Source organism: Maridesulfovibrio sp., from assembly GCF_963678865.1.
Lineage (GTDB): Bacteria > Desulfobacterota > Desulfovibrionia > Desulfovibrionales > Desulfovibrionaceae > Maridesulfovibrio.
Genome location: NZ_OY787459.1, coordinates 3,761,045 through 3,785,165 on the forward strand (window position 1 = coordinate 3,761,045; position 24,121 = coordinate 3,785,165).

18 protein-coding genes are annotated in these 24,121 nt (G+C 48.9%); 12 read left to right on the top strand and 6 right to left on the bottom strand.

Annotated features, from left to right (window positions below; genetic code table 11):
- The first annotated feature begins 449 nt into the window (after positions 1-449).
- The 11 genes from ACKU41_RS17155 (at position 450) to speB (ending at position 14,904) form a co-directional block, all read left to right on the top strand.
- The gene (locus ACKU41_RS17155; RefSeq protein WP_321402494.1) at positions 450-1,037 is read left to right on the top strand and encodes a sigma-70 family RNA polymerase sigma factor; all 588 of its coding nucleotides are present in this window, start codon (positions 450-452) and stop codon (positions 1,035-1,037) included.
- A 95-nt stretch (positions 1,038-1,132) separates the two neighbouring features.
- Positions 1,133-1,447 carry a zf-HC2 domain-containing protein gene (locus tag ACKU41_RS17160; RefSeq protein ID WP_321402495.1) on the top strand — a complete coding sequence of 105 codons (315 nt, stop codon included), beginning with the start codon at positions 1,133-1,135 and terminating at the stop codon, positions 1,445-1,447.
- Between the two features lie 192 nt (positions 1,448-1,639).
- Complete coding sequence (locus tag ACKU41_RS17165) at positions 1,640-2,302, top strand: flagellar hook capping FlgD N-terminal domain-containing protein (protein ID WP_321402497.1); 663 nt, start codon at positions 1,640-1,642, stop codon at positions 2,300-2,302.
- Positions 2,303-2,326: 24 nt separating this feature from the next.
- The gene (locus ACKU41_RS17170) at positions 2,327-3,916 is read left to right on the top strand and encodes a flagellar hook-basal body complex protein (RefSeq protein WP_319778767.1); all 1,590 of its coding nucleotides are present in this window, start codon (positions 2,327-2,329) and stop codon (positions 3,914-3,916) included.
- Positions 3,917-4,147: 231 nt separating this feature from the next.
- Positions 4,148-6,232: a flagellar hook-associated protein FlgK gene (flgK, locus tag ACKU41_RS17175; protein WP_321402500.1), complete on the top strand. Its 2,085-nt coding sequence runs from the start codon at positions 4,148-4,150 to the stop codon at positions 6,230-6,232.
- A 9-nt stretch (positions 6,233-6,241) separates the two neighbouring features.
- Positions 6,242-7,732, top strand: coding sequence for a flagellar hook-associated protein FlgL (flgL, locus tag ACKU41_RS17180; protein ID WP_321402502.1), 1,491 nt, complete (start codon positions 6,242-6,244; stop codon positions 7,730-7,732).
- A gap of 11 nt (positions 7,733-7,743) precedes the next feature.
- Positions 7,744-9,486, top strand: a complete 1,743-nt coding sequence (gene fliD, locus ACKU41_RS17185) for a flagellar filament capping protein FliD (RefSeq protein WP_321402504.1) — start codon at positions 7,744-7,746, stop codon at positions 9,484-9,486.
- A gap of 199 nt (positions 9,487-9,685) precedes the next feature.
- Entirely contained in the window at positions 9,686-11,599 is a 1,914-nt protein-coding gene (gene speA / locus ACKU41_RS17190; RefSeq protein WP_321402507.1) for a biosynthetic arginine decarboxylase, read from the top strand.
- A gap of 39 nt (positions 11,600-11,638) precedes the next feature.
- The gene (locus ACKU41_RS17195) at positions 11,639-12,829 is read left to right on the top strand and encodes a saccharopine dehydrogenase family protein (protein WP_319778774.1); all 1,191 of its coding nucleotides are present in this window, start codon (positions 11,639-11,641) and stop codon (positions 12,827-12,829) included.
- A complete protein-coding gene (gene nspC / locus ACKU41_RS17200; RefSeq protein WP_407944434.1) occupies positions 12,823-13,995 on the top strand; it encodes a carboxynorspermidine decarboxylase in 1,173 nt (390 codons plus the stop codon). The genes ACKU41_RS17195 and nspC overlap by 7 nt, the downstream gene beginning before the upstream one ends.
- Before the next feature lie 39 nt (positions 13,996-14,034).
- The gene (speB, locus tag ACKU41_RS17205; RefSeq protein WP_321402512.1) at positions 14,035-14,904 is read left to right on the top strand and encodes an agmatinase; all 870 of its coding nucleotides are present in this window, start codon (positions 14,035-14,037) and stop codon (positions 14,902-14,904) included.
- A 30-nt stretch (positions 14,905-14,934) separates the two neighbouring features.
- On the opposite strand, the gene ACKU41_RS17210 is transcribed toward speB, so the two are convergent.
- Complete coding sequence (locus tag ACKU41_RS17210; RefSeq protein ID WP_321402514.1) at positions 14,935-15,522, bottom strand: SET domain-containing protein-lysine N-methyltransferase; 588 nt, start codon at positions 15,520-15,522, stop codon at positions 14,935-14,937.
- Positions 15,523-15,532: 10 nt separating this feature from the next.
- Positions 15,533-17,524, bottom strand: coding sequence for a GNAT family N-acetyltransferase (locus tag ACKU41_RS17215; protein ID WP_321402516.1), 1,992 nt, complete (start codon positions 17,522-17,524; stop codon positions 15,533-15,535).
- A gap of 512 nt (positions 17,525-18,036) precedes the next feature.
- Between ACKU41_RS17215 and ACKU41_RS17220 the strand changes: the two genes are divergently transcribed.
- The gene (locus ACKU41_RS17220) at positions 18,037-18,873 is read left to right on the top strand and encodes a cytidylate kinase-like family protein (RefSeq protein ID WP_319778781.1); all 837 of its coding nucleotides are present in this window, start codon (positions 18,037-18,039) and stop codon (positions 18,871-18,873) included.
- A gap of 134 nt (positions 18,874-19,007) precedes the next feature.
- Here the strand turns inward: ACKU41_RS17220 and ACKU41_RS17225 are convergent, their stop codons facing one another.
- From ACKU41_RS17225 to ACKU41_RS17240, 4 genes are read right to left on the bottom strand one after another with little or no spacing between them, the layout of a single operon-like run.
- Positions 19,008-20,279, bottom strand: coding sequence for a hypothetical protein (locus tag ACKU41_RS17225; protein WP_321402518.1), 1,272 nt, complete (start codon positions 20,277-20,279; stop codon positions 19,008-19,010).
- A 5-nt stretch (positions 20,280-20,284) separates the two neighbouring features.
- The gene (locus ACKU41_RS17230; protein ID WP_321402520.1) at positions 20,285-21,703 is read right to left on the bottom strand and encodes a hypothetical protein; all 1,419 of its coding nucleotides are present in this window, start codon (positions 21,701-21,703) and stop codon (positions 20,285-20,287) included.
- Complete coding sequence (locus ACKU41_RS17235) at positions 21,704-22,939, bottom strand: hypothetical protein (protein ID WP_321402522.1); 1,236 nt, start codon at positions 22,937-22,939, stop codon at positions 21,704-21,706.
- An 18-nt stretch (positions 22,940-22,957) separates the two neighbouring features.
- Positions 22,958-23,965: a hypothetical protein gene (locus ACKU41_RS17240; protein WP_319778785.1), complete on the bottom strand. Its 1,008-nt coding sequence runs from the start codon at positions 23,963-23,965 to the stop codon at positions 22,958-22,960.
- Positions 23,966-24,121: the final 156 nt, after the last annotated feature.

Genomic DNA, 24,121 nt, shown 5'->3' on the forward strand with positions numbered 1-24,121 from the left:
GTTGTGAATTAAGCCCATATGCTAATATGCGGAAAATATTGCCTATTGAGAAGCTTTCTAAAGTTATATAAAGTTTATCAACAGCCAATCGGCAGAACTTTTTTCTGCAAATTTCGAACATCAGCGTGGACTTTTTTGATTTTATTCAAGTTCAAATACGATTCTCGTATTTACGGCATGAACTTACTTTGAAGAATCAGCTTCGCGCCGGATTATATAAGTAAGGGACATGAGTCTTTATCCCTCGGTAAAATGAAAAAAATGTTTTTCGTTAACATCTTGATTTAACGGGTTTAAATTAAGAAAGATTAATTTTGATCAGGTTTTTATTAAGAGAGTGGGGATGTTTCGGTTTTTTTCTGCGTATACAGTTGTAAGAATGCCCATGGAGGCAATCAGCCTGTTTTGATGAAGGGAAAACATTAAGAAGCATTAAATAAAGACATTGGGTGATTGTTTTGAGCTTAGAACAAAAAACAATAGTAAATATTATCAGAAAGTGTACTGAAGGAGATAGGTCTTCTTGGAATACTTTTGTAGAGAAATATTCTGGAATAATCTATTTTACTATCAATAATACATTAAATAGCAAGCTTAAATTTTACTCTCAGCATCATGCTGATGATATTTGCCAGAACGTTTTCCTGCGTCTTGTACAGAATGATAGAAGTCTGTTAAAGAAATATGATCCGCAAAAAGCCAAACTTACGACTTGGCTAATGGTCATATCCAGAAGTGTTACAATGGATTTTTTGCGCAAGGGAGTGTATTGTCTAGCTCCCTTAGATGATTTCATTAACGAGCTTGAAGCTCCTGCAGATCCGGTTCAGGAAGGATTGGATATCCCGGAGCAGCTGCTTTCGCCTCGCCAGAAGCTGATAGTGAAGCTTTATTTTGAGGACGGGCTGGATATTTCAGAAATTTCCGATTTCATCGGAATTAAGGAACAGTCGGTCAGGAGTGCCAAGCATAAGGCCCTGATCAAACTGCGTTCCTACCACGGAGTCAGTGAGGATTCTTATGCGCTGACCCGTTAGTGTCGGGAATTAAATTCATTTTATGGATTTAACGGACACAGTAACCCTGCTGGTGCACGGACGGACCGGCAGACAAAACAACCACGAGGTGTTCCATGGACGGAACCGGACGTAAAAAATGCAGCCGCACGGAGAAGGACCTTCCTTTCGGCCCTACTCCTGCCTGCCCGGAAATTGATGAGATATGCATGTATCTCGATGGAACTGCTACCGATGAACAGGTCAGCAGCCTTGAGGCTCACTTCGCCGAATGCCAGTCCTGCAGAAAGGCTGTCGTAGAGATGAAGCGTAGCCTCAAAGGAGCGGTAGTCGCCCCTTTTGGCGGACATTGCATTGAAAAAGCCAAGGAGCTTGTTCAGGAAAAAAATTCTGATAACGATAATGACCGGGAGTTCAAGGTCATGGCGTGATAGAAAGACCTCCCCGACCCACTTCCTCTCACGCCTGCACAGCTGGAAACAGTTACCCCTTCATCAACTGTTTCTTTCCTGCCTTGATCATGCCGAATCCCGGTTCATAGGCTGATTGCCTTCTTGAGGCGCATCAACTCGTCCTGCGTATTTCTCGCCGGACCCAAGCTGTTGTGCAGACAGGAGGAAATCATGATCGAAGCTACCACGTATTTAAATAGTGTAAACAAGAATGCCGAACCTAAGATTCCAAGCAAGGATCTTAATAAAGACGCTTTCCTGAAGCTTTTCGTCACCCAACTGACTAATCAGGATCCCGTCAATCCCATGGACAACAAGGAACAGCTGGCTCAGCTGGCCCAGTTTTCCACCGTTGAAAGACTCACCAATATCTCCAAGGCAATGGAAGGCCTGACTGAAAGCGTCAACGAACTGAAAGGACTTAACGCCACCGGCTATATAGGCAAAAGCGTTATGGCCAAAGGTTTTGCTGTGTCCAAAAAAGGTTCTGAAATTTCTTCAGTCAATATCTCTTTCCCTGCAACTTGCAAGTTTGTCTATGTAGACATTTACGACAAAGACGGTGCGCTGATCCGTTCTGACGAACTGGGCGGTATGAATGCCGGAAAAGTTGATTATAAATGGGATGGTAAAGATAAAGACGGAAATGCCGTAGAAGACGGCCAGTACAATATCGCAGTCCGCGCTGAAACCCCTAAAGGTAAAAAAGTTCTCGCTTCAACTGAAATCTCCGGAAAGATCAAGGCCGTGAATATGGCTGGAGGTCAGAACATTCTGGAGCTTGAAGACGGCCGCAAGGTGCTTTTGTCCAACGTGACAAGAGTTGTTGCTTAACTTTTTTACCGCAAGGAGATTCTCATGGGCTTAAAAGGATCAATGTACAACGGTATCAGCGGCATCCGTGCTCACAGTGAAGCTATGAGCATTATCGGCAACAACCTTGCCAACGGCAACACCATCGGGTTCAAGGGCGCGCGCACTTCATTTGAGGATGCATTTTACAGCGCGATCAATACGGGTGGCGGGATTGGACAGGTCGGCCATGGCGTCGGCATCGCATCCATTTACGGTGACTTCAAGCAGGGGCCCTTTGAGCCTTCTTCCGAAGCTACGAACGTTGCGATCGGCGGTAAGGGCTTTTTCACCGTCCGCCACCCGGACACTGATGCGACTTATTACACCCGTGCCGGAAATTTCATTTTCAATAAGCAAGGGGTGCTCACTGATCCCCACGGCTATGTGGTGCAGGGTTGGAAAGTCAATCCCAATTCTGAAAGCGGAAAACCGGACATCATCGGTTCCCCCACAGATATAGTATTGGATAGATTCCAGTCTCCCCCTGTACGCACTTCCGAAATTGCCATGACCGTCAATCTCAGCTCAAAGGCTGAGGACAAGTGCAACGTGACCGGTCAGCCGTTTTTCTCACTGCATCAAACCTGGAATGGTAAAAACAATCCTCCCATCCCGGCGGACCGCTACGCTTTTCAAAATACCATCAAGACTTTTGATGAAAGCGGAACCTCACATGACCTGACCATCTACTTTGATCCGGTCAAGGACAATACTGTGACCACTGATGCTGCCGGTAACAGGGTTTACGAGTTTATCGTTACCGTGCCTCCCGGAGAAGACGGAAGGACCATTAACGGAACAGCTCTTAATACCACTTCCGCAGCAGGTCTGCTCATGACCGGAACCATGACGTTCAACCCACGCGGTGAAATGATCGGTATGAGTTCCTTTTCACTTAAAGATAGTGCCACAGGCGGAATGCAGGACCTAACCAACTGGGTTCCTTCGCCCATGTCCGATGAAGGTAAGCCTATCTTCACTGCAAACTTTCTCGGGAAAGCCAACGCAAACCTTGCTACTGATCCGGATGCTAACCCGATCACCCTTGATTTCGGCTTGAGCAACGGCAGTAATCCGCCAACATGGTCTACCCCGACACCTGCCGATGCTTCTGCCGTAGGTAATACCTTAGCGAATATTCCCAATTTCACTACTCCCAAGCGTAGTGCCTCCTATTCAACTTCCTATGATACCGGAAACGCCCGTAACTCCCAGTCTCAGAACGGTTACGGGGCAGGTTTTCTACAGGCTGTAGAGGTCGACCGCGACGGTGTTGTCACCGGTCGTTACTCAAACGGGCAGGTGCTCGATCTCTATGTGCTCACCCTCGCCAACTTCAACAACCAGTACTGCTTGCGCCGGGAAGGAGGAAACCTTTTCTCAAGTACCCGCGATTCCGGTTCGGCCCTGACCGGACGTGCCGGAACAGGACCGTTGGGCGCCATCGCCTCCAACAAGCTGGAGCAATCCAACGTTGATGTTGGGGATGAAATGGTCAAACTGATCACCACTCAGCGCGGTTTTCAGGCCAACAGTAAAGCCATCACCACAGCGGATCAGCTTTTAGGCGAATTGATTCAGTTGAAGCGATAGTTTTTGAATGTCTCCGGCGGCTGGGGAAGGGAAATTTTTGGGAAAAGTTTACCTTCCCCAGACCCCATCCCTTCAAAACTTTTCAATAAGGCTTCGCCCCTGTTTTACGGGAGATTGTGCGTAATTAAGGACGCGAAGCAAATTAAAAGTTTTTGAAGAGTCCAGAGAAACTTTTTCCAAAAAGTTTCTCTGGTCCCCGAAGGGCCGCCGGAGGCATCAAGGGAGCACACCATGCTTGGCAATATTTTTTCCATAGGCCGCGGTGCAATGCAGAATGCCCAGATAGGCTTGTCTGTTCACGGCAATAACGTAGCTAATTTGAAGACCCCCGGATACCGCCGCCGAAGCGTTGTTCAGGACGAGAACATGTCGATCCGGGAAGGTCGCTGGTCTTACGGTACCGGGGCTACAGTTGATAGTATCATGCGTAACCTGTCGCAGTTTCTTGAGCGGGGAGTTCTGGATAAAAGCCCTGAATTCTCGCGTTGGGATGCTGAAGCCGGAAACCTTTCCATGGTTGAGAAGTTTTTTGTGGAGAGCAAAGATGCCGGGATCGGTAAATTCATGGGGGATATGTGGGCTGCGTGGCAATCCCTTGCCGATAACCCGCAACTGGGAGCGAACAGGGTCGCCCTTGTGGGTGCGGCTCAGAAGTTTTCCGCCCAGCTGGGTTCCGTCGTGGGGGACCTGCGCCGTCAGCAGGATTTGATCACCACCCACCTGAAACAGGAAGTGGGCAAAGCCAATGATGCCATCAAGGAACTGGCTGAGCTGAATAAGCAGATCATTGCCAATCCCAACGATAATACTCTGCTGGACCGCAGGGACATCGTGCTTCGCGGGCTGTCGTCACTGGTGGATATCAGTGTGCAGGAAGAGCCTTCCGGGCAGGTTATCGTTTCTCTGGGCGAAGGGCAGAAGCTGGTTGAGGGCGCTAAGTCTTTTGAATTGAAATTTGAACATGGCGGAGTGCGTAATTCGTTGGCGCCCGGATCCCCGTTCAAGGATGAAGTCCATTTCAGCGGTCAGTCCGGTGAAGAACTGACCATTCAGGTGGTCAGCGACGGTAATGCTTCCGGTGCCGCCCCGGCAGCTCAGTTCAAGGTTTCGCGCGACGGCGGCAAGACATGGATCAGCAACCCGGACGGCAGCGAGAAATTGTTCACTGCCGGAGGTCAGAACGATGCTGTAACCGTAGGCGGGGTTAATTTCTGGTTCGGTAAAGCAGGCAGCAGTGCCAGCGCAGCCACCTCCCAACTGAAGGATGGAGACCGTTTTACCATTAGTCCGAAGACAGAAGTCCGCTGGTATAAGAACACTTCCACATCTGAATCCGTCAGCCCGCTTGCCGGAAATGACGGAGAACGCCGCTTAAGGGGCGGTTCCATTGCCGGACTTCTGCGGGCCAGAGACGAAAAGATCGGTTCTTATATTGATAAACTGAATGCTTTTGCAAAATCCATTGCCTGGGAAGTAAACCGCGCCCACTCACAGGGGGCCGGGCTGGTCAACCATGCCAATACCATCGGAACGTACAAGGTGCGCGACAGTTCTGTGCCTCTTGCCAAGAGCAACCTGCCTTATGCGGACAAGCCTACTTCCGGAAGTTTCAGCATGGCTTTTTACAGTGCCGTTACCGGGAAAAAAGTTTCAGTTTCAGCGGTTGATTTCTCTTCCATACCTCCGGGTAAAAAGAATTTCGATCCTGCAGTCCACTCCCTTGAGAATGTGCGTGACGCCATAAATGCCAGTTTCCCCGGAAAAGCGCAGGCCGTGATTACCGACGGTAAACTTTCCATTAAGGGACTTGGCGATAATCGTTTCCAGTTTTCCAACGATACCAGCGGAGTACTTGCCGGATTAGGCATTAATACTTTCTTTGAAGGCCATGATGCAGCTTCCATCAAAGTCCATGAATCCATTGAGGCTGATCCTTCAAAGATCGGAGCTGCCCATGTGAATGGAGCCGGGGAAGTCAACAAGGGGGATAACTCCACAGCGCGGGCGGTTGCAGCACTTGCCGGAAAGAAGAATGTAAATTTCAAGTCCGGGGGTACTTCCTCCGAGTCCAGTTTCAACGATTACTATTCCTCCCTTGTAGCCACTGTCGGCTCGGATGCGGCTGATGCCAATGCCAACATGTCTATCTCCCAGACCGTTCTTAAGGGATTGGTGGATAAGCAGGAATCAGTCGGCGGAGTCAGTATTGATGAAGAGATGGATATTATCGCCAGTTACCAGCGTTCTTACCGTACAGCGGCCCAGTTGATCAAAACTGCCAACGAGATGTTCGATACATTGCTTTCGCTTAAGTAGGGGGCTGAGATGAGAATTTCCACCAATCAGATTTTCAACATGTCGCTTTACAACCTGAACTCATCCATGAGCCGCATGGCAGAGGCCCAGATGCGTAACTCCGCGCAGAAGCGGGTGCTGGTTCCTTCTGATGATCCGGCAGCCATGGGCGGGATCATCAATTGCCGTTCTTTCGGTTTGGAGACCGATCAGTACATAAAGAATATTAAGACCGCTTCCAGTTGGCTGAGTCTGGCAGACAGCGTGCTGCAGCAGACCAGTACCGATATAGGCCGTATCAAGACGCTGGCTGAACAGGCTGCAACCGGCACCCTGACCGCTGAACAGCGCCGCTCCATAGGTCAGAACCTGCGCGGTATTCTGGGTAACCTGCTCAATAAGTCCAACACCGAGTTCGGCGGCAAGTCAATTTTTGCCGGACATAAGCTGGATACCAATGCCTACGAGGAGATTCTGCATGCCACCATAGCCGATCCTAACCTTCCTGCAGATTCAGTTGTTGCAGTTAAGGGGGCCTCGGAGAGTTCGGTGGATGTCCGTTTCACTTCCGGCGGAACCGTGGGTACTGATACAATTGCTTATAAATATAGCTCCGACGGCGGTAAGACTTGGAAAAACGGAACCTTGAACCCTGGAGATACTGAACTTGATCTCGGTCCGTGCACTGTGGAGCTGAAAAACGGAACCGCAGTGACGGAACATACTGACAAGGGCGGGACAAGGCTTATTGTCCGTCCGGCCCTTGAGTACAAAGGCGATGATAACGATGACATTAATGTCGCTAAGTACGGGGATACTCAGGTTGGTACCGAGGCTGACGGTAAATTCCCTTCCGATGTGCTGGTTCAAATTGATAAGAACGGGGATGTAAATACCCCGCCGATCACCTATTCCTACAGCCTTGATAACGGTGCCAGCTGGGTTCACTCCAATGTCTCCGCAGACACGCGGCTTGAAGTTCCCGGCGGCAGTCTGACCCTTTCTCCCGGTGCAGGAACGACCTTCAGCAAAGGGGATCAGTTTGTCATCCGTCCCAATACTGCGGACCTCCGTCTTGATATCTCCCAGAACCGCTCCATCCGGGTCAACAATGTAGGCAAGGACATTTTCGGGGGGATTTATACCAGACCCGGAGCATCCAACCCTGCTCCTTCTCCTGACGATAATAACAGCAACCTTTTTGAAACGCTGGGTAAGCTGATCGGTTATGTGGAAACCAACGACAAGAAAGGCATCGGCGAATGCGTAGCTGAGCTGAAGAATGTTCATGAACATGTGGAAATGAAAGCCGCTGAAATCGGGGCTCGCATGAACAGGGCTGCCAGTGCGGAAAAACTGGCAGATATCCGTAAGGACAATAACACGGCCCTGCTGAGCAGACTGGAGGATGCCGACCTTGGTGAACTGCTTAATGAGTTGAAGCAGAGTGAGCTTATTTATGAAGCCGTGGCGCGCAGTTCGCGGATGATCAGTCAAATGTCTATCCTCAATTATATGTAAGGAGAAGAGCTGTGTCAGATGTTGGAAAAGTAGGGGCTCAGGTCTCCACCGCCGGGACTAGCTCCAGTTATTGGTCCGGGCAGACAAAATTTGAAAAGCTGGGTAACGGAACTGACTTTGGCAAGATCGTAGAGTCTTCAATCAAGCAGCAAGGTTTTCACAAGCGGAGGCTGGAGAACTGGAGATCCCAATGGGTTCAAAAGCAGAAAAGTCTTAAGGAATTGAATTCACAAATGGTTACCTTAAGCTCTGCGTTGAAGGCGATGGACTCCATCGGCGAGTTCATGGGGCGGACTACGACTGTCACTGCTCCTGATTATATAAGTGTAATTGCTGACAGTACCGCTCCGGTTTCTCCCTATGCAGTTGAAATTAACCAGTTGGCCTGCAATGACATTTGGACATCTGCAGTTGGATTTCCTTCTGAGGAAACGGTAATTTCCCATACAGCGAGCAAAGTCAGTATAAGTTGTGGAGGAAAAACCGCCAATATTGATGTCCCGGCGGGAACAACTGTTCGCGGGCTGGTCAGTATGCTTAATGCTACTGAAGAACTTAAGGGAAGGATGAGTGTGGAGGCTGTAAAGACAGGTAATGATTACCGTCTTAAATTCAGCAGCTTAAAAATGGGAGATGCTAATAGAATTACGTTTAACAGCAGCACAACTCTTCTCCCTCTTAGTCCGATAGGGATGAAGCATCTTCAGCAGGGACAGAATTCAAAAATCAAAATTGACGGATTTCCGTCAGGAACAGACAAATGGATTGAGCGTGCCAGCAATACTATCACTGATGCCGCTCAGGGATTAACTCTTACTCTCAAGAGTATCACTTCACCTCAGGTCGTTATTGTCAACGTAAATACCGATACTGACAAGGTAATCGAGAATGTTCGCAACTTTGTGGAGCAGGTGAACATTGTCCGTAAGGCTCTCCGCGATATTTCCAAGGTTGATACAGCGAAAGATAAGGAAAAAGGATCGGTCCTTACCGGAAACTATGGGGTTCAGCTTGCTGCACAAAGGTTTAAAGATATTACCGCAACCAAGGGGAGTGGATTTAATAATTATGATTCGTCAACGGGGACAGGGGATAAATACAACACCCTGCGAACTCTTGGCATTGAGACGGAAACTGATCAGGGCTCGCCTGATTTCGGTTTATTGAAAATTGATGAGGATAAGTTTCAAAAAGCTATGAAAGATAATCCCGAAGGGGTAGCAAAACTATTCGCAGCTGACTATGAAACAGGCACCAGTTCGCCTAATTTTACGGTGAAATCATTAATTAAAGGTGTAACCAAGCCCGGAACACACGAAATTTCTTATACTATTTCTGGGGGTAAAATTACATCAGCGACTATTAACGGTAAGCCTGCGAGAATATCCGGCTGGGAAATAACAGCTAATGATATGTCCGGTATGGGAATGGCTGTTAGGGTGGATAACCAGAACGATGGGACATATACAGGTACTGCCGGAATCAAAACCGGGAAAATTATTGAGATGGTCGAGACGCTTAAAGATATGACCAACGCTAAGACCGGTATTCTGAACATTATTGATAACAATTATAAGGATATTGTCAAGAATATCGATAAAAAGCTGGATTACGAAAAAGAACGGCTTGATAAACTGGAGAAAACCCTGAAGGCCAAATATGCCCGCCTTGATGCCGTGCTTGGGCAGTACAGCGGCAAAATGCAGATGTTACAAGGGCAGATTGCCAAGCTCGGCAGCGGGAACTCAAAGTAACCTGATTTAAGCATGGCAAAGTTGCCATAAATTCGGCGTGTTATCGTGTTAAGTTATCAATAGCCCTTGGCCGCGTGTAAAAAGTATTGACTTTTATCCATCATATCTCTAGTTCCGCTCTTATCAATGTTGTCTCTTTTGAGACTCCAGCTAAGCCGGGAATTAATTTCCCAACTATATTCTGATGGAGGGTTTATGAGTGACCCCAATACTGGAAAGGTGGACAATAGATAAGTCCACCGAACTCTATGGTGCCCGTGAATGGGGCGCCGGTTTTTTCGGTGTGTCCGAAGAAGGGAATCTTCAGGTGACAGCCAATCCAGGCTGTTTCGAGCATGCGGTCAGTGTTCCTGAAATTATCGCAGGTATTCAGGAACGTGGACTGGATATGCCCGTCCTTCTTCGCATCGAGAATATACTCGATACTCAAATTTCACTTCTTAACGAAAGCTTCCTTACAGCCATAGCTAAGCTTGAATACCACGGTTCGTACCTTGGGGCGTATCCCATCAAGGTCAATCAACAGCAACAGGTTGTTGAGGCTGTGACCCGTCATGGTGAAAAATATCACCATGGTCTTGAGGCAGGCAGCAAGGCCGAACTTATCGCCGCCATGGGGATGTGTCGTGATACGGAAGCTGTGCTTATCTGTAACGGCTACAAGGACGAGGAATTCATTGATCTGGGGCTTTACGCTACCCAGCTCGGATTCAAGTGCGTTCTGGTGGTTGAAATGCCCGGCGAACTGCCGCTTATCATTGAGCGTGCCAAGGTCAAGGGCATCCGACCGATTCTTGGAGTCAGGGTTAAACTGTCCTCGCAGGCCGGGGGCCTCTGGTCTGAATCAGGCGGGGACCGGTCCATCTTCGGGCTGAACGCCACCCAGATAATCGATGTAATCGATACCCTTAAAGAATCGGATATGCTCGATTGCCTGCAATTGCTTCATTACCACCTTGGTTCACAGATTCCCAACATCCGTGAAATCCGAAGTGCGGTGGCGGAAGCGAGCAGGGTCTATGCCGCTCTGGTGGGCGAGGGCGCAAATATGCGCTATATCGACCTCGGTGGCGGGCTGGCCGTTGATTACGACGGAACCCAGACCAACTTCATGAGCAGCCGCAACTATTCACTCAACGAATACTGCATTGATGTCGTTGAAGGCGTCATGACCGTGCTCGACGAGCAGGAAGTGGAGCATCCGACCATTATTACCGAGTCGGGCAGGGCACTTGTTGCCTATTATTCCATGTTGCTGTTCAATGTACTGGATACTGCCCGCTTTGATCCGGACCCGTTGCCGGAGGTACTTCCGGAAGACGCCAATATTCATGTCCAGCACCTTTTTGATGCGCTTAAGTCACTTAATCTGCGTAATATCCAGGAAATCTTCAACGATGCTCTCTATTATCGCGATGAAATCCGTCAGGCTTTTCGTGGCGGAAAAATCACTTTCAGGGAGCGGGCCATGGGGGAAAATGTTTTCTGGGAGGTGGTGTACAGAATCAATGTGCTGATCAAAGATCTTCCGTCACTTCCTCAGGAAATTGAAGGTATTACCAATGCCATTTCCGACATTTATTATTGCAATTTCAGTGTGTTCCAGTCCCTCCCGGATGCTTGGGCCATCGGTCAGCTTTTTCCCATCATGCCTGTGCACAGGCTTGATGAAAAGCCGACCCGTGAAGGTATTCTGGCGGACATAACCTGCGATTGTGATGGCAAGATTGACCGTTTTATCGACAGCCAGGGAGTCAAACGAACTATGCCCCTGCACGAACTTAAAGAGCACGAGGAATATTACCTCGGAGCCTTTCTTGTAGGGGCGTATCAGGAGACTTTAGGAGACCTGCACAACCTTCTCGGTGACACCAATATAGTCACCGTTAAGATAAGGGAGAATGGGGAATTCGATTTTGTTGGTGAATTGGAAGGAGATACGGTGGAAGATATACTTTCCTACGTTGAGTATGATACAAAATATCTTCTGACCCGATTTCGAGAGACTGCAGAAAATGCTGTTCGCAACAAACGCATAACTCCCACTCAGCGCAGAGAGATCCTCCAGGCCTACAAGACCGGCCTGCAGGGCTACACTTACTTTGAAAGATAAGACAATCCCCGTTTCAGGGGAATATGTGAGGATTCAATCATGTCCAAAGTTTTAATTATCGGTGCCGGAGGTGTCGGAAGCGTAACCGTGCACAAATGTGCCATGCTTCCCGAGGCATTCACTGAAATTCATCTTGCCAGCCGCACGCTTTCCAAGTGTGAGGCCATTGCCAGATCCGTCAAGGAACGTACCGGCGTAGACGTGCCGACCTATCAGGTCGATGCTGATAACGTCCGTGAAACAGTTGAGCTGATCAACAAGGTCAAGCCCGACCTGCTGGTCAACCTTGCTTTGCCCTATCAGGATCTTCCGCTCATGGACGCATGTCTTGAGGCTGGCGTGAACTATCTTGATACCGCAAACTACGAACCGCCGGAAGAGGCGAAGTTCGAATACAAATGGCAGTGGGCTTATCAGGACCGTTTTAAGGAGGCAGGTCTCATGGCCCTGCTCGGTTCCGGGTTTGATCCGGGCGTGACCAACGTTTTCGCCGCCCATGCCCAGAAGCACCATTTCGATGAAATCAACGAGCTGGACATCATTGACTGTAATGCAGGCGACCACGGACAGGCTTTCGCCACCAACTTCAACCCGGAGATCAACATCCGTGAGATCACCCAGCGCGGACGCTACTGGGAACGCGGAGAATGGGTTGAAACCGATCCCCTGTCATGGTCAATGGATTACGATTTCCCCGAGGGCATCGGTAAGAAGAAGTGCTACCTCATGTACCATGAAGAACTCGAATCTCTTGCTTTGCACCTCAAGGGACTCAAGCGTGCGCGCTTCTGGATGACCTTTGGCGAGCAGTACCTGACCCATCTGCGTGTTCTGGAAGGCATCGGCATGACTTCCATCGAACCCATTGAGTATAACGGCCAGATGATTCAACCGCTGCAGTTCCTCAAGGCTGTACTGCCCGAGCCCGGTTCCCTCGGTCCTTTGACCAAGGGCCGCACCTGTATCGGCAACGTGATGAAGGGAATCAAGGACGGCAAAGAGAAGAAGATGTACATCTACAACATATGCAGCCACGAAGCTGCTTATGAAGAAGTCGGTTCTCAGGCTATCTCCTACACCACCGGCGTGCCGGCAATGATCGGTGCCATGCTCATGGTTACCGGAAAATGGTCCGGCAAGGGCGTTTTCAACATGGAACAGCTTGATCCTGATCCGTTCATGGAAGCCCTCAACAAATACGGCCTGCCCTGGAACGAAGTGGTATTCTAGTGAAAAAGAGTGCTTACGGCTTCAACCCATTTGAAGCGAAAACACCATGCTATATTGTGGACGAGGACCTTCTGGAAAAGAATCTGGAGGTCCTCGCCTCTGTTCGGGAGCGTGCAGGATGCAAAATCCTGCTCGCCCTGAAGTGTTTCGCCATGTTCAGCACTTTCCCCCAGCTGGCAAGGAAGCTGGACGGAGTCTGTGCCAGTTCCCCGCACGAGGCAAGGCTGGGACGTGAGGAGTTCGGCAAGGAGGTCCACACTTTTGCCGCAGCCTATTCGGAATCGGATATAGGCGAGCTCTGCGAAACAAGTGACCATATCGTTTTCAATTCTTTTGCCCAACTGGATAATTTTCGTCCGGTCATTCACGAGTTTTGTTTCGGGGAAGGGCGGACCATCGATATTGCTCTACGTATCAATCCTGAACATTCCGAGGGGGCAGTTCCCATTTACGATCCGTGCTCTCCCGGTTCCCGTCTTGGAATCCGCAGGGACCATTTTGAGCCTGATAATCTGGACGGCGTGATCGGTCTGCACTGGCACAACCTTTGTGAACAGGATGCCGATTGCCTTGAAAGAACTATCGCGGCGGTAGAATCCCGCTTTGCCGATGTCCTGCCACGTATGAAATACGTTAATTTCGGAGGCGGACACCACATTACCCGTGAAGGGTACGATGTGGACCTGCTGGTGGACCTTATTGTCCGCTTCAAAGAAAAGTGGGATGTGGATGTTTATCTGGAACCCGGTGAAGCCGTGGCCCTGAACAGCGGTTTTCTAGTGGCTACAGTCCTTGATGTAACCGAGGCAGACATGCCTGTCGTGATCATGGATTCCGCTGTCCCCTGTCATATGCCAGATGTGATCGAAATGCCGTATCGTCCCCATATCGTCGGTTCCGGTGAAGCCGGGGAAAAAGCATGGACATGCCGTATCGGCGGGCCTTCTTGTCTTGCCGGTGATGTGGCAGGAGAATACTCATTTGACGCGCCCCTCAAAACAGGTGACAGACTGATCTTCACGGACATGGCGATCTATTCCATGGTAAAGACAAATACTTTTAACGGAATTCAGCTTCCGTCCATCTGCCTGTTTAATTCAAAAGACGAAACCATCCGCGTAGTGCGTGAATTCGGGTATGACGACTTCAAAAACCGGTTATCGTAGCATTGGCAATTTTGTCGAAGGCTAAGGGATAATATTTGTATGGGAAAATATTTTCTTGAGGGTGAAATTCCCAATTGTGCCCCGGATAAGGCCGCTGTTCATGTCATTCCTGCTCCACTGGAGACGTCTGTTTCATATGGCGGCGGGACAGCTGACGGTCCTAAGGCGATTCTTGAAGCTTCCACCCAGTTGGAACTCTGGAACGGTCGTTCATGTCCGGCGGAAGCCGGGATCCATACCTCGGATCCGGCTGTTGGGGCCGGGGGTGCTGAGGACAGCCTGCGCGCGATCGAGAAATCAGTTGCTTTCGCTCTTGAATGCGGAGCTGTTCCGTTCGTGATAGGCGGCGAACATACCGTGACCCTCGGTGCGTTGCGGGCCTTGAAAAAGCAGCACGGAACCTTTGGAATAGTACAGTTTGACGCCCACGCCGATCTGCGTTCAAGCTACGAAGGCGATCCTTTGAGCCACGCCTGCGTTATGCGCAGGGCTGTCGAAGATCTGGGACTGCCGGTCTTTCAGCTTGGAGTGCGTGCCTTGTGTATAGAGGAGGTTGAATTTCGTAAGGAGACACCTTCGGTGCACGGTATTGACGCAAGGGAGCTTTATCTGTGTGGAATTCCGGAACTGCTCCTGCCTGAGGTCTTTCCCGAAAAAATCTATATTTCCTTTGATGTGGACGGCCTTGATCCGTCAGTTATAAGGGCCACGGGAACTCCCGTTCCCGGCGGGATCATCTGGCAAGATGCCCTGACCCTTATTGAAAAGGCTGTGAAAGGACGCACGGTCATAGGTGCGGATGTGGTCGAGCTGGCCCCCCAAGTTGGAGATCACGCATCTGATTTTGCCGCTGCCCAGTTGGCCTATGAATTGATCGGGTATTGTGTAGATTTGCAAGCGCTAGACTAAATCCCGCCGAGTATTGTCTGATCGGATTATCTATTTGCGCCATTTAAGGTTCTGCACTGATGAATATTTATTTTTATCCAAGCGGAGTTCTTCCAATTTGTGCCTGATGTCTGGCGTCACCATATCCCAGAGCGGCTGGGAGACATCGGGAATGCTCAGCAGGGCGGCTTTGATAAGTTCGTCCCAGTCATTTCCGTATTTATCTATATCGTCTGGGCGCAATTGTTTTCTGCATCCGTCGCAGCCGCAGTGAATCTCATAAGGCTCTTGTACGTTTAGTAGGCCATACTCCGTAGTAATCTGCTCTCCGGCCCGAATGTCCCTTATGGCTATCTCCAAATTGTAGTCCGTCATCATGGTGTTGCTGCAGCAACTGTGATTCATGAACCGGGCATGATCCCAGCTCAGAATGAGTGTGCCCTCCCGGTCATGATAGACATGCGTTTCCATTGATTCCCGTATAATATCCGGCAATTTTTGGAAGTCATCATATGGCAGGCAGATATCAAACTCATCACGTACAACCATCACTGTGCCACACGGAATATCACGAATCGCGAATACCCCGTTACCTAGCAGGGGGGAAACAGTCCGCACAATAGTATCTGGATGAATCATTTTCGTCTCTTTAGGAAATATACCGGATTTGTTGGCGTTCGAATTCAATCCGGTTGAAAATCGATTGCATGATCAGTTCGTACAATTCGTTGCCGAGCAATTGGTCCTCAATGCCGGAATCAACATTCGGATTATCGTTTACCTCTATCACATAGGCCTTGCCACCGATCTCCTTGAGATCCACCCCGTAAAAACCATTTCCTATGAGCGATGATGCCCGTATTGCGGCTTTCAGAATTGAAGCGGGTACATGGTTGATGGGAACTGCTTCATGTTGACCGCTGAAATCGATACTGTCGGCGGAGTTCCAGTTGTATATTTGCCAATGATTTCTCGCCATGAAGTATTTGCATGCAAAAATAGGCTTGTTATCAAGAATGCCGATTCGCCAGTCATATTCTGATACAAGGAATTCCTGAGCTATAATCAGATCGGATTTTTCCAGCATCTTTTTTAATTTCTCCTGTAGTTCGGCATGAGATTCCACTCTATACACACCTTGGGAGAAAGAGCTTTCCGGAAGTTTTAGAACAAGCGGGAACACTAATGGTTGAACGAGTTCATCAGCTATATCTTTTTTGGTAAGCAGCCATCCCCGCGGCTGGCATACTCCTGAGCAGGCGAGTTTCTCGTGGAGGTACACCTTGTTTGAGCAGAGCATTATAGACCATGGATCATCAATTACGACTAGCCCTTCGGTGTAGGCGTGTCTTGATATTGCATAAGTATGGTCTTCGATTGCTGTAGTTTCCCGAACGAAAAGGGCATCGAATTCACAGATACGACGTCTGTCGGCCTTGGTGATGAATTCCACGTAAAAACCTATTTTTTCCGCGGCCTTCTTGAATTTTTCAAGTGCTTCGGCGCATGAAGGAGGAGTTTTTTCCTCCGGGTTCACCAGTATTGCCAGATCATATTTGAACTGCTTGAGGCGTGGACGGATATGTCGCTTCCTCGTACTGTATTCGTCCAAAGCTTCTTTTAGTAAATCCCGGTATTCTGCTGCAACATTTTTAACAGAAAGTACTTTGAGCTTTTTAACTATCCAACGTTCTTTGAACTGAAGGCAAAGACTGAAGAATGGAATTGAAAAGAGACGGAACAACTTATGTGCAAGTTCATCAAATCGTGGGTCATTGGCTTTTCCCATGATCACGGTCAAGGTGAAATCCTGAGCGGTCCAGAAAGACAGTTTTGCCTGTAGATAATCCCCAATTTCGTCTAGAAGACTCTGTGCTACCATCGGAGTTGAGGCATCCTTCATATTCACAACGGACGGTACTACCGTGTGGTTGCGGGCATTGGCCAGTAATGAGACATAATATCCTAATGAATGGGCTCTATAAGAACTACAGATATTCAGTACATGAAATCTGCTGGATTTGGCGTAGTTATGATCTGACAGGTACTCCTGCGCAGAGCAGAAATTCAGCTTGGAGGACCAAGGTTGTACAGACCTGATGTCGTCTGTCACGATAAGCAATCTGTCCTGGACTGTCCTCTTGGTGGAGAGCACCAGAGTCATCCTGAGTCCGGACTCTTCCGGGCCATAGTAGTCAGGTAGGGTTCTTGTCGGTTCAAAGCCGAACTTGCGGTACCAGCCGATCAGCTTTGAATTATTCATGTCAACTTCAAGAGAAATCCGTTCATATCCATGGCTGACCGCAAAGCTGACAATGTAGCGCATAAGCGATTCACCCAATCCTATTCTCCTGAATTCCCTGTCTACTGCCAGCGAATATATGCGAATCGAGCGTTTGTAGTGAAAGACAACGGCAGCTCCCATTTTGATGGATTGCTTACGTTTTGGAGGTGTTTCGATGATAAGCACGAGCTGGCTGGCACTTGTGATACTGTTTCGCAGGCTTCGTTTCGAGCTCTGACGTTTTTCTGCGAAGCACTCTTTTTCAAGTCGTTCCACAAAATCTAAATCATCCGGGCCAGCTTCCCGAATGACATAGCTTCGGCAAGGCGTGTTATCCATTTCGCATATCAGGCTCATGTAGTTCTCCGTAGCTGAATTTGCAGACAAAAGTAAAAAAGGCCTATCTTGGCAAAAAACAAATATACCTAAGAGATAGGGCGGTAAACAAAAATAAATAAAAATAAAGCTAGTTATTTAATGTTCTTATCGAAGAGGTAGGGTTTTTAATCCGGTCATGGTTTTAGTGTCTCCTTGGTGGATGAAGTTGCATCTACGGAGATAGAATGTCCTTCATATTTGATACACCTTGAAGATGTTGACGGGGGTGAGTCTGAAAAACAAAAAAGGACTCAAGAATTCCTGATTAAATCCTTGAATCTTCATGGGGATCGTGGGTGGTGAAATCGGAGCAGCACTATTTTGTAAATCCAACAGTTCTTATTGAACTATAAGTACTACTGGCGGTAGGAAGAGGACTATGGTATATAATCAATATCCAAATTTTTCTTTGTGTAAGGTGTTAAACTCTTGTTTTATCTTATACTTAGGGGAATAAATTCTGTAGGCAATTAATTCAAGAGGGGAATGTTATGTCCATAATTACTATTTCAAGAGGTTCATACAGCCGCGGAAAGGAAATTGCAGAAAAAGTGGCCGAGACCCTGCAGTATATTTGTATTTCACGAGATCTTCTTTTGGAGTCTTCTAAAGAATTTGACATCCCGGAAGTCAAACTTGTCCGGGCTCTGCATGATTCACCGTCGGTACTCGAACGCTTTTTGCACGGAAAAGAAAGGTATCTTGCCCATATCCGCAGTTCCCTTTTGCGTTATGCCCAGAAGGATAATCTTGTATATCATGGCCTGGCAGGGCAATATTTTTTGGCGAATATCCCACATATTTTCAAGGTCAGGATTACCGCAAATATGGAAGACAGAGTCCGTGAAGAGAGCAGACGAGAGAATATTTCTGCTGACGAAGCCAGATATATTTTGCAGAAAGATGATGAAGAACGCAGAAAATGGGGCCTTAAAGTATACGGTGTCGACACTTGGGACAGCAGGCTTTACGATATGGTTATTCATATTGGAGCACTTACAGTAGATGATGCTGTAGCTATAATTTGTAATGCTGTTCAGAAAGATGTGTTTAAAACAACCCCGGAAGCGCAAAGAAAAATTGATGATATTGCCATAGCTGCATATGTGGAGGTTGGACTTGTTGATATTGCTCCATATGCTGTGGTCGCATGCGAGGATGGACGTGTAACTATACATTTCCCCAATGCGGTAAGCAGTTTGAAGAAGAAAATACTAGATAATGTTAAAACAATCGCAACGAATATCGAAGGGGTAAAACATGTAGATATTTTGGGCGTTGAGAAAAGCCACTACAGCAAAGTTAATCCGTTTCATAACATTGATTGACAGCTCCTTGCATATGTATAGATCAATAAAAAAAGGCCGCGTTATGCGGCCTTATTTTTTGCAATAAGAAAGTGGGATAGGGACTCTTCGAACATCATTCCTTGATCTCATTGTTTGTACCGGGGTAGACCCCGCTACTGTTTGATCAGCACTTCCCTGCCCTTGAGTTCTATGTTGTTGTCCGGGATATTGATGCCCATGGATTGCAACTGGCTCAGGAGTTCTTCAAACACAAAATCGTCCGGGGATATTTTCGGGTCCAGTTTGATTATCAGGGCTCCGTTCTGGATAGCGGACTGTCTTACCGAGTCAGCCGAGAGTCCCTTCTTGACCTTGAACATGGTCCGTTTGGAATTCAGACGCAGGGTCACGGTGGCCAGATCCGTGCCGCTCCTTACGGGCTGGTCTTTATGCTTCGCCATAGTGATCATCTTGCGGATTACCTTCTTGGCGTCATTCATAAGTAGGGAGGCCGCATTTTCGGCCACCTCGGAGAGTCCGTCGCGAATGGCTATGCTGGACTGACCTTTCGGAATCATGACCATGAATTCCTGTGAACCCACAGATTTGATAATGTTATCATTAAGGTTAAGCACGGAGAGGGCTATCTCGGCTTTAAGTTCTCTTTTCACCTGGTCGAAGTAGAGGGAGGATATTCTGTAGTAAAGAATGATAGTGATTTCGTCGGCATATTTCTTTTTTACCGCCCGGACCAGCCTGTTATTGAGGGCAAAATCTTCATTGTCGGCGTCAAAATAGACCCCGACAACTGGATCGTCGTGCGACACCTTCATACGCTTGAATTCATCGACGGTGTCCAGTCTGGTCAGGCTGAGGCCTTCCTGGTTTGCCTTGGCGATGATGGCGTCGCGGATGGCCCGCTGGTAGGAGGTGTAAAAGAGTACGAAGGGCCCCAGTCCCCGCAGTTTGCGGGTCGTGCCGGCATCGGCCTGACTGAGGATCAAAGACATATCGGCCTTGGAGGGGGTTTCCTCCATGATCAGGATGACCGCATTCTTGCGGCCGGACTGCACTCCGCAGTTCAACTCCTCCATCAGACAGTTGGACTTCTCATCGTCAATACGGACCAGATATGAACCCTCCACATAATCTCCCACCTGGGTCGTGCCCTGATTTGTGATATTGTGGATCAGCGAAGCCCGACTGTCTATGATCTGCTTCTCGCATGATTTTCCAGCAATGGCGGGGTTGACCCGCCTGATGTAGTTGCTGACTGCCTGTTTGCGGGCCATCTGTTCCAACTGCTTTCTGATCTTGAAGCTCTTTTTGCCCTTTATTCTTACTGAAACGCCGAGGTCTTCATAAGCGCGGGCAGGTCCGGCGGCAAGGGTAAGCAACAGAACGATTGGCAGCAGTATTGCGATATGTGGAATTCTGCAGATCATTTGTTTTACCTGCTCAGCCCGACGACGGTTTTGTCCGCTGAGTCATCCCTGCGGTGTTTCTGCTTATTCACGACAACGTCGTAGTCAAGGGCCAGAGCACTGCGGCCTATGCCGTCGGCCATGTCCTGATCTGTATCTTCGAACTTGAAGCCGTTGCGGTAGATATAAAGGGATCTTTCAAAATCACCGAGTCCTTCAAATGCCAGACCCAGATTGTAGATATCCGAGGTCATGTTATCCAGATAAGATTCGGCATCCTCAGCCAGTTCCGCATTGTCGGGAGCCTTGAAAGGTTCACGTTCTTCTGCCGGCAACTCTTCCTGCTTTGCGGCGTGCTCCGCCTTCAGTCTGCGGAGCAGAACTTCTTTGGCAACACTATCGAAATCCAGATCTTCAATCAGGGTCTCGGCCAGGTCGCCGTTCTTATCGGCGATCTTCAGGGCCAGATACTTGGTCAAGCCTCGATAGGCCTCGGTCATGAACAAGGTATGGGTCTTTTTGTCCTTGCCATGCACTGACACCTCAAAGGATTCGTAATGGGGCTGAATAACCGCCCGCAGCCTTTTGGCCACCTCTTGCGCCAGAGCATTTTCCATGTTCAATGTGGCCGGGATGCTTTCATTTTTATTGCTGACCTCATTGTCCAGAGCAGTTTTTTCCTTGGCTTTGGAGACAAGGCCAAGTTTTTCGGAAATAAAATCAAGACTGAATCCGTCCTTCTCTTGGGGGGCGGGGCGAGTTCGGGTCGCATTGAATCCTATGAGTTCAAGATTCGTGGAAAAAGCACCGTTGTATATCTCAGCCGGTTTTCTAGCTACTTCAAAGACCTGAGCAACTTTTTCAACTTTCCCGTTACGGCCCATGCGGTAGAGGTTCAGGCTCATCATCAGGGTGGCGGTCATCGTCCTGTAGTGGGCCTTGTAGAATTCATCCTTTTTCTGGGTGGTCAGGGTTTTAGTGCAGTATCTGGTGGATCCGTCATCATTGGTGCCGCAGGCGTAGCGTACGGTCCTCCACTTGCGCAGGCTTTTCTTGCTGGGTGCGAAGTTTTTGTATTCATCGGATACCTGCCACCATACCTGCCCGTAAAGGAGGCCGTTCAGGCGGTTTTTAGGTCTGGCGCCTCTGTTGATTGCGTTCAGTTTTTTTTCTATGTCGAGATCGACAAGCTGGAAGTGCGGCTCGGCGTAAAGGGCATCGGTGACACAACGACGGGCAAGGTCGCAAATCCTCCCGGAGGCACTGTACTTACCGGCGGCGATGTTGGGTTTGACCGAGTTGAAGGGAAGCACCGCGATCTTGCTCAGTTCGCTGATTTTGATTTCCCCCGGTTTGAGCAGGTTGACTTTGACTTTCTGGACACAGCCTGCATTCAGGCAGAGCATTGCTGCGAGAATGACTATCTGAATGATAATTTTACGCATTTAGTTGCTCCTGATTTCGGGGTTTTCAGTGATGACCTTCGCAGGCTCCAAAACCTGTCTGGAAGCGGTCATCATTTCATTAATTCGGGATACGGAATTTTTGGCGGTTTCGTTTTCGGGATCGAATTCGGAGGCTTGCTCATAGAATTCCAGTGCTTCGGAACGCTGCCCGATGATTTCCATGATGATGCCCATGTTTTCGAAATCGGGTGAATATTTTTTGGTGATGTCGATTATGGCCTCGGCCCATTCTGACTTGAGGGCTGTTCTTTTTTCCTCATCCGCGGCTTCGGCTATCTTCTGTTCGTATTCAACTTTGGTGGCGGCCTTTTCCTTCTCTATCTCCTCGCTGGCCTTGTCGGTGATATCTGCCAGCCGGTCCTGGGCATCGTAAAAGGCGGTGCCTTTGATCAGCGCTATGGCCGAGGAGTCGCCTTTTTCGTTTACAACCAACAACCTGTTTTCCCTGTGGGGCGAGATGTCGGCCACGACCTTGTCGATGGCATCCTTGAACAGGGATTGGGCCACTTCGGGATAGGGAGCTTCGGCGTGGCTGCCTGCATTGCCCCCTGCCTTGTTTTCGAAATCAAGGTCGTCGAAAGTCCGGGAGTAGATTTTTTTGCCTTTGTGGTCGTATAAGGTGGCGGTGAGCATGCCTTCGACCTTGGTCTTAATATATGGAACGTTACTGCTCACATTGCTGCTGGAGACGGAACCCAGTTTGGCGTGGGGTACACCCTCGTCGTTGTATTCCACTGAGTAGTTCTGGGTGGTCAGGGTGGTGATTATTTTGTCAATGTCCTTGGTGCGGGTGTAGTCTACGCGGACATCCACTTTAAGCCGCGCAGTGTTCCGGGCAGGGATGATCTTAACGTCATAACCGTGCTTCGAGTGGGCCATGATTTTGCGGACCTGTTTCAGACCGTCCGGGTCACCGTAAACCAGATCCGCAGGCTTGATATGCCCATTGTAATACAGTTGGGCGCTGAAGTCGTTGCTGATTGCGTTGGCGAAGATATCGGATATTATCCCGGCAGTCTTTCTGTTGATGCCCTTGCGTTTTATCTTGATGACCGGCTTCTCAACGATCAGTTTTTCGATGGACTGAGTCTGGAGTGCCTTTGGAGGCATGACGTAGTTGGCGAAGACCGCGCGCTTGGCTGATTTGCAGCCGCCGGCGGTCATTATGATCAGGATCAGGAAGAGATGCAGACCTATTGCGTATTTCTTGTTCATCTTACTTGTCTCCGATTATTAGAGCTTGATGCCCAGCCTGGTTGCGGTTTCTTCCAGTCTGGCCATTGAGTCCGCAGCAGCGTCAATCAGCGATTTGTCTTCAGCCAGCAGCATGATACGGGTATATCCGTCGTGGATAACAGGGGCACTTTGTTCGGAAATCCCCCGGGTCTCTTTGGTCATGTAGAAAAGGTAGTAGTTGGCTAGATCCTCGGACATGCTCCGTTTGGGGGTCTCGGCCTGTTCGGCTTCCTCGTCCCATTTTTCATACAGGGCCGGGTTCAGTTCCATCAATTCCGCCGGAGGCAGTACGGTTTCCAGTCTTTTGGCGGCTTGCTTGGCCTTATTGGTGCGCAGAAGCGTCTTGGCAGTCTCATCGCCGCCGGAAGGCAGAATCACCGGCACATTGCGACGTTCTTTGGCGAGCAGTCCGTTGATATTTTCTATGATTTCCGCCATCAGTTTGTTGCGGGCACCCTTGGTGTCGCAGTTGATTTTCGCTTGTCCGGCACTGGCGGCGCGGACCCATTTTGTGTCTTCGGCGGCGACATTGAAGTATGCCAGCGGATTCATGTTGTTGACTTCGTAGATACCTACCGTGCCGATGAGCGAAGCGGTATAGGAAGCACCAAAGTCGTGTGCCAGATATTCGTAACCGCTTCCGTCGTCATATCTTTTGGACATTGTAAAATATCTGATGTTGTAATCGCGATCCTTTCTGCTGTCACAGCGGTCTGCCCAGAAGGTGTCCAGGCTCAGCAGGTAACGCGGAGTACCCTTGGCCGAGACCATGAAATAACCGGTCTTGTTTAGGCGGGCTCCCAGTTCCCGGTCAAAACCGGGTGTCTCACGGTTGCTGTCTCTTGTAGAAACAATCCTCATCAGTGAGTCCTTCTTGATAATGGAAAGCTTAGAAGGTACCTCAAATTTTATTTGCGCGTTGGGCTGAGGCCGTTTGTATGCACAACCTGAAAGGGCCAATAGCATTATGACAGCCCCTGCAATCAACCGTTTACCTAATCTCATCTCTTCCTCCCCTCTTATGCCTTGTTGCCAGAACCGATTCGGGACAACATTCCCCTCAAGGCAGATGGTTTTAAGATTATTTGCAAGCGCGACATTTCAAACCACGAAATGTCTGCAGCTAAAATTTTATGTCCAGAATTCAGTCTGTTTTTGAAT

Bases quoted from the DNA above. Each gene is read 5' to 3' on its own strand.
- ACKU41_RS17160 (WP_321402495.1), top strand. From the start codon at position 1,133: ATGGACGGAACCGGACGTAAAAAATGCAGCCGCACGGAGAAGGACCTT.
- ACKU41_RS17165 (WP_321402497.1), top strand. From the start codon at position 1,640: ATGATCGAAGCTACCACGTATTTAAATAGTGTAAACAAGAATGCCGAA.
- ACKU41_RS17170 (WP_319778767.1), top strand. From the start codon at position 2,327: ATGGGCTTAAAAGGATCAATGTACAACGGTATCAGCGGCATCCGTGCT.
- flgK (WP_321402500.1), top strand. From the start codon at position 4,148: ATGCTTGGCAATATTTTTTCCATAGGCCGCGGTGCAATGCAGAATGCC.
- flgL (WP_321402502.1), top strand. From the start codon at position 6,242: ATGAGAATTTCCACCAATCAGATTTTCAACATGTCGCTTTACAACCTG.
- ACKU41_RS17195 (WP_319778774.1), top strand. From the start codon at position 11,639: ATGTCCAAAGTTTTAATTATCGGTGCCGGAGGTGTCGGAAGCGTAACC.
- speB (WP_321402512.1), top strand. From the start codon at position 14,035: ATGGGAAAATATTTTCTTGAGGGTGAAATTCCCAATTGTGCCCCGGAT.
- ACKU41_RS17210 (WP_321402514.1), bottom strand. From the start codon at position 15,522: ATGATTCATCCAGATACTATTGTGCGGACTGTTTCCCCCCTGCTAGGT.
- ACKU41_RS17215 (WP_321402516.1), bottom strand. From the start codon at position 17,524: ATGAGCCTGATATGCGAAATGGATAACACGCCTTGCCGAAGCTATGTC.
- ACKU41_RS17220 (WP_319778781.1), top strand. From the start codon at position 18,037: ATGTCCATAATTACTATTTCAAGAGGTTCATACAGCCGCGGAAAGGAA.
- ACKU41_RS17225 (WP_321402518.1), bottom strand. From the start codon at position 20,279: ATGATCTGCAGAATTCCACATATCGCAATACTGCTGCCAATCGTTCTG.
- ACKU41_RS17230 (WP_321402520.1), bottom strand. From the start codon at position 21,703: ATGCGTAAAATTATCATTCAGATAGTCATTCTCGCAGCAATGCTCTGC.
- ACKU41_RS17235 (WP_321402522.1), bottom strand. From the start codon at position 22,939: ATGAACAAGAAATACGCAATAGGTCTGCATCTCTTCCTGATCCTGATC.
- ACKU41_RS17240 (WP_319778785.1), bottom strand. From the start codon at position 23,965: ATGAGATTAGGTAAACGGTTGATTGCAGGGGCTGTCATAATGCTATTG.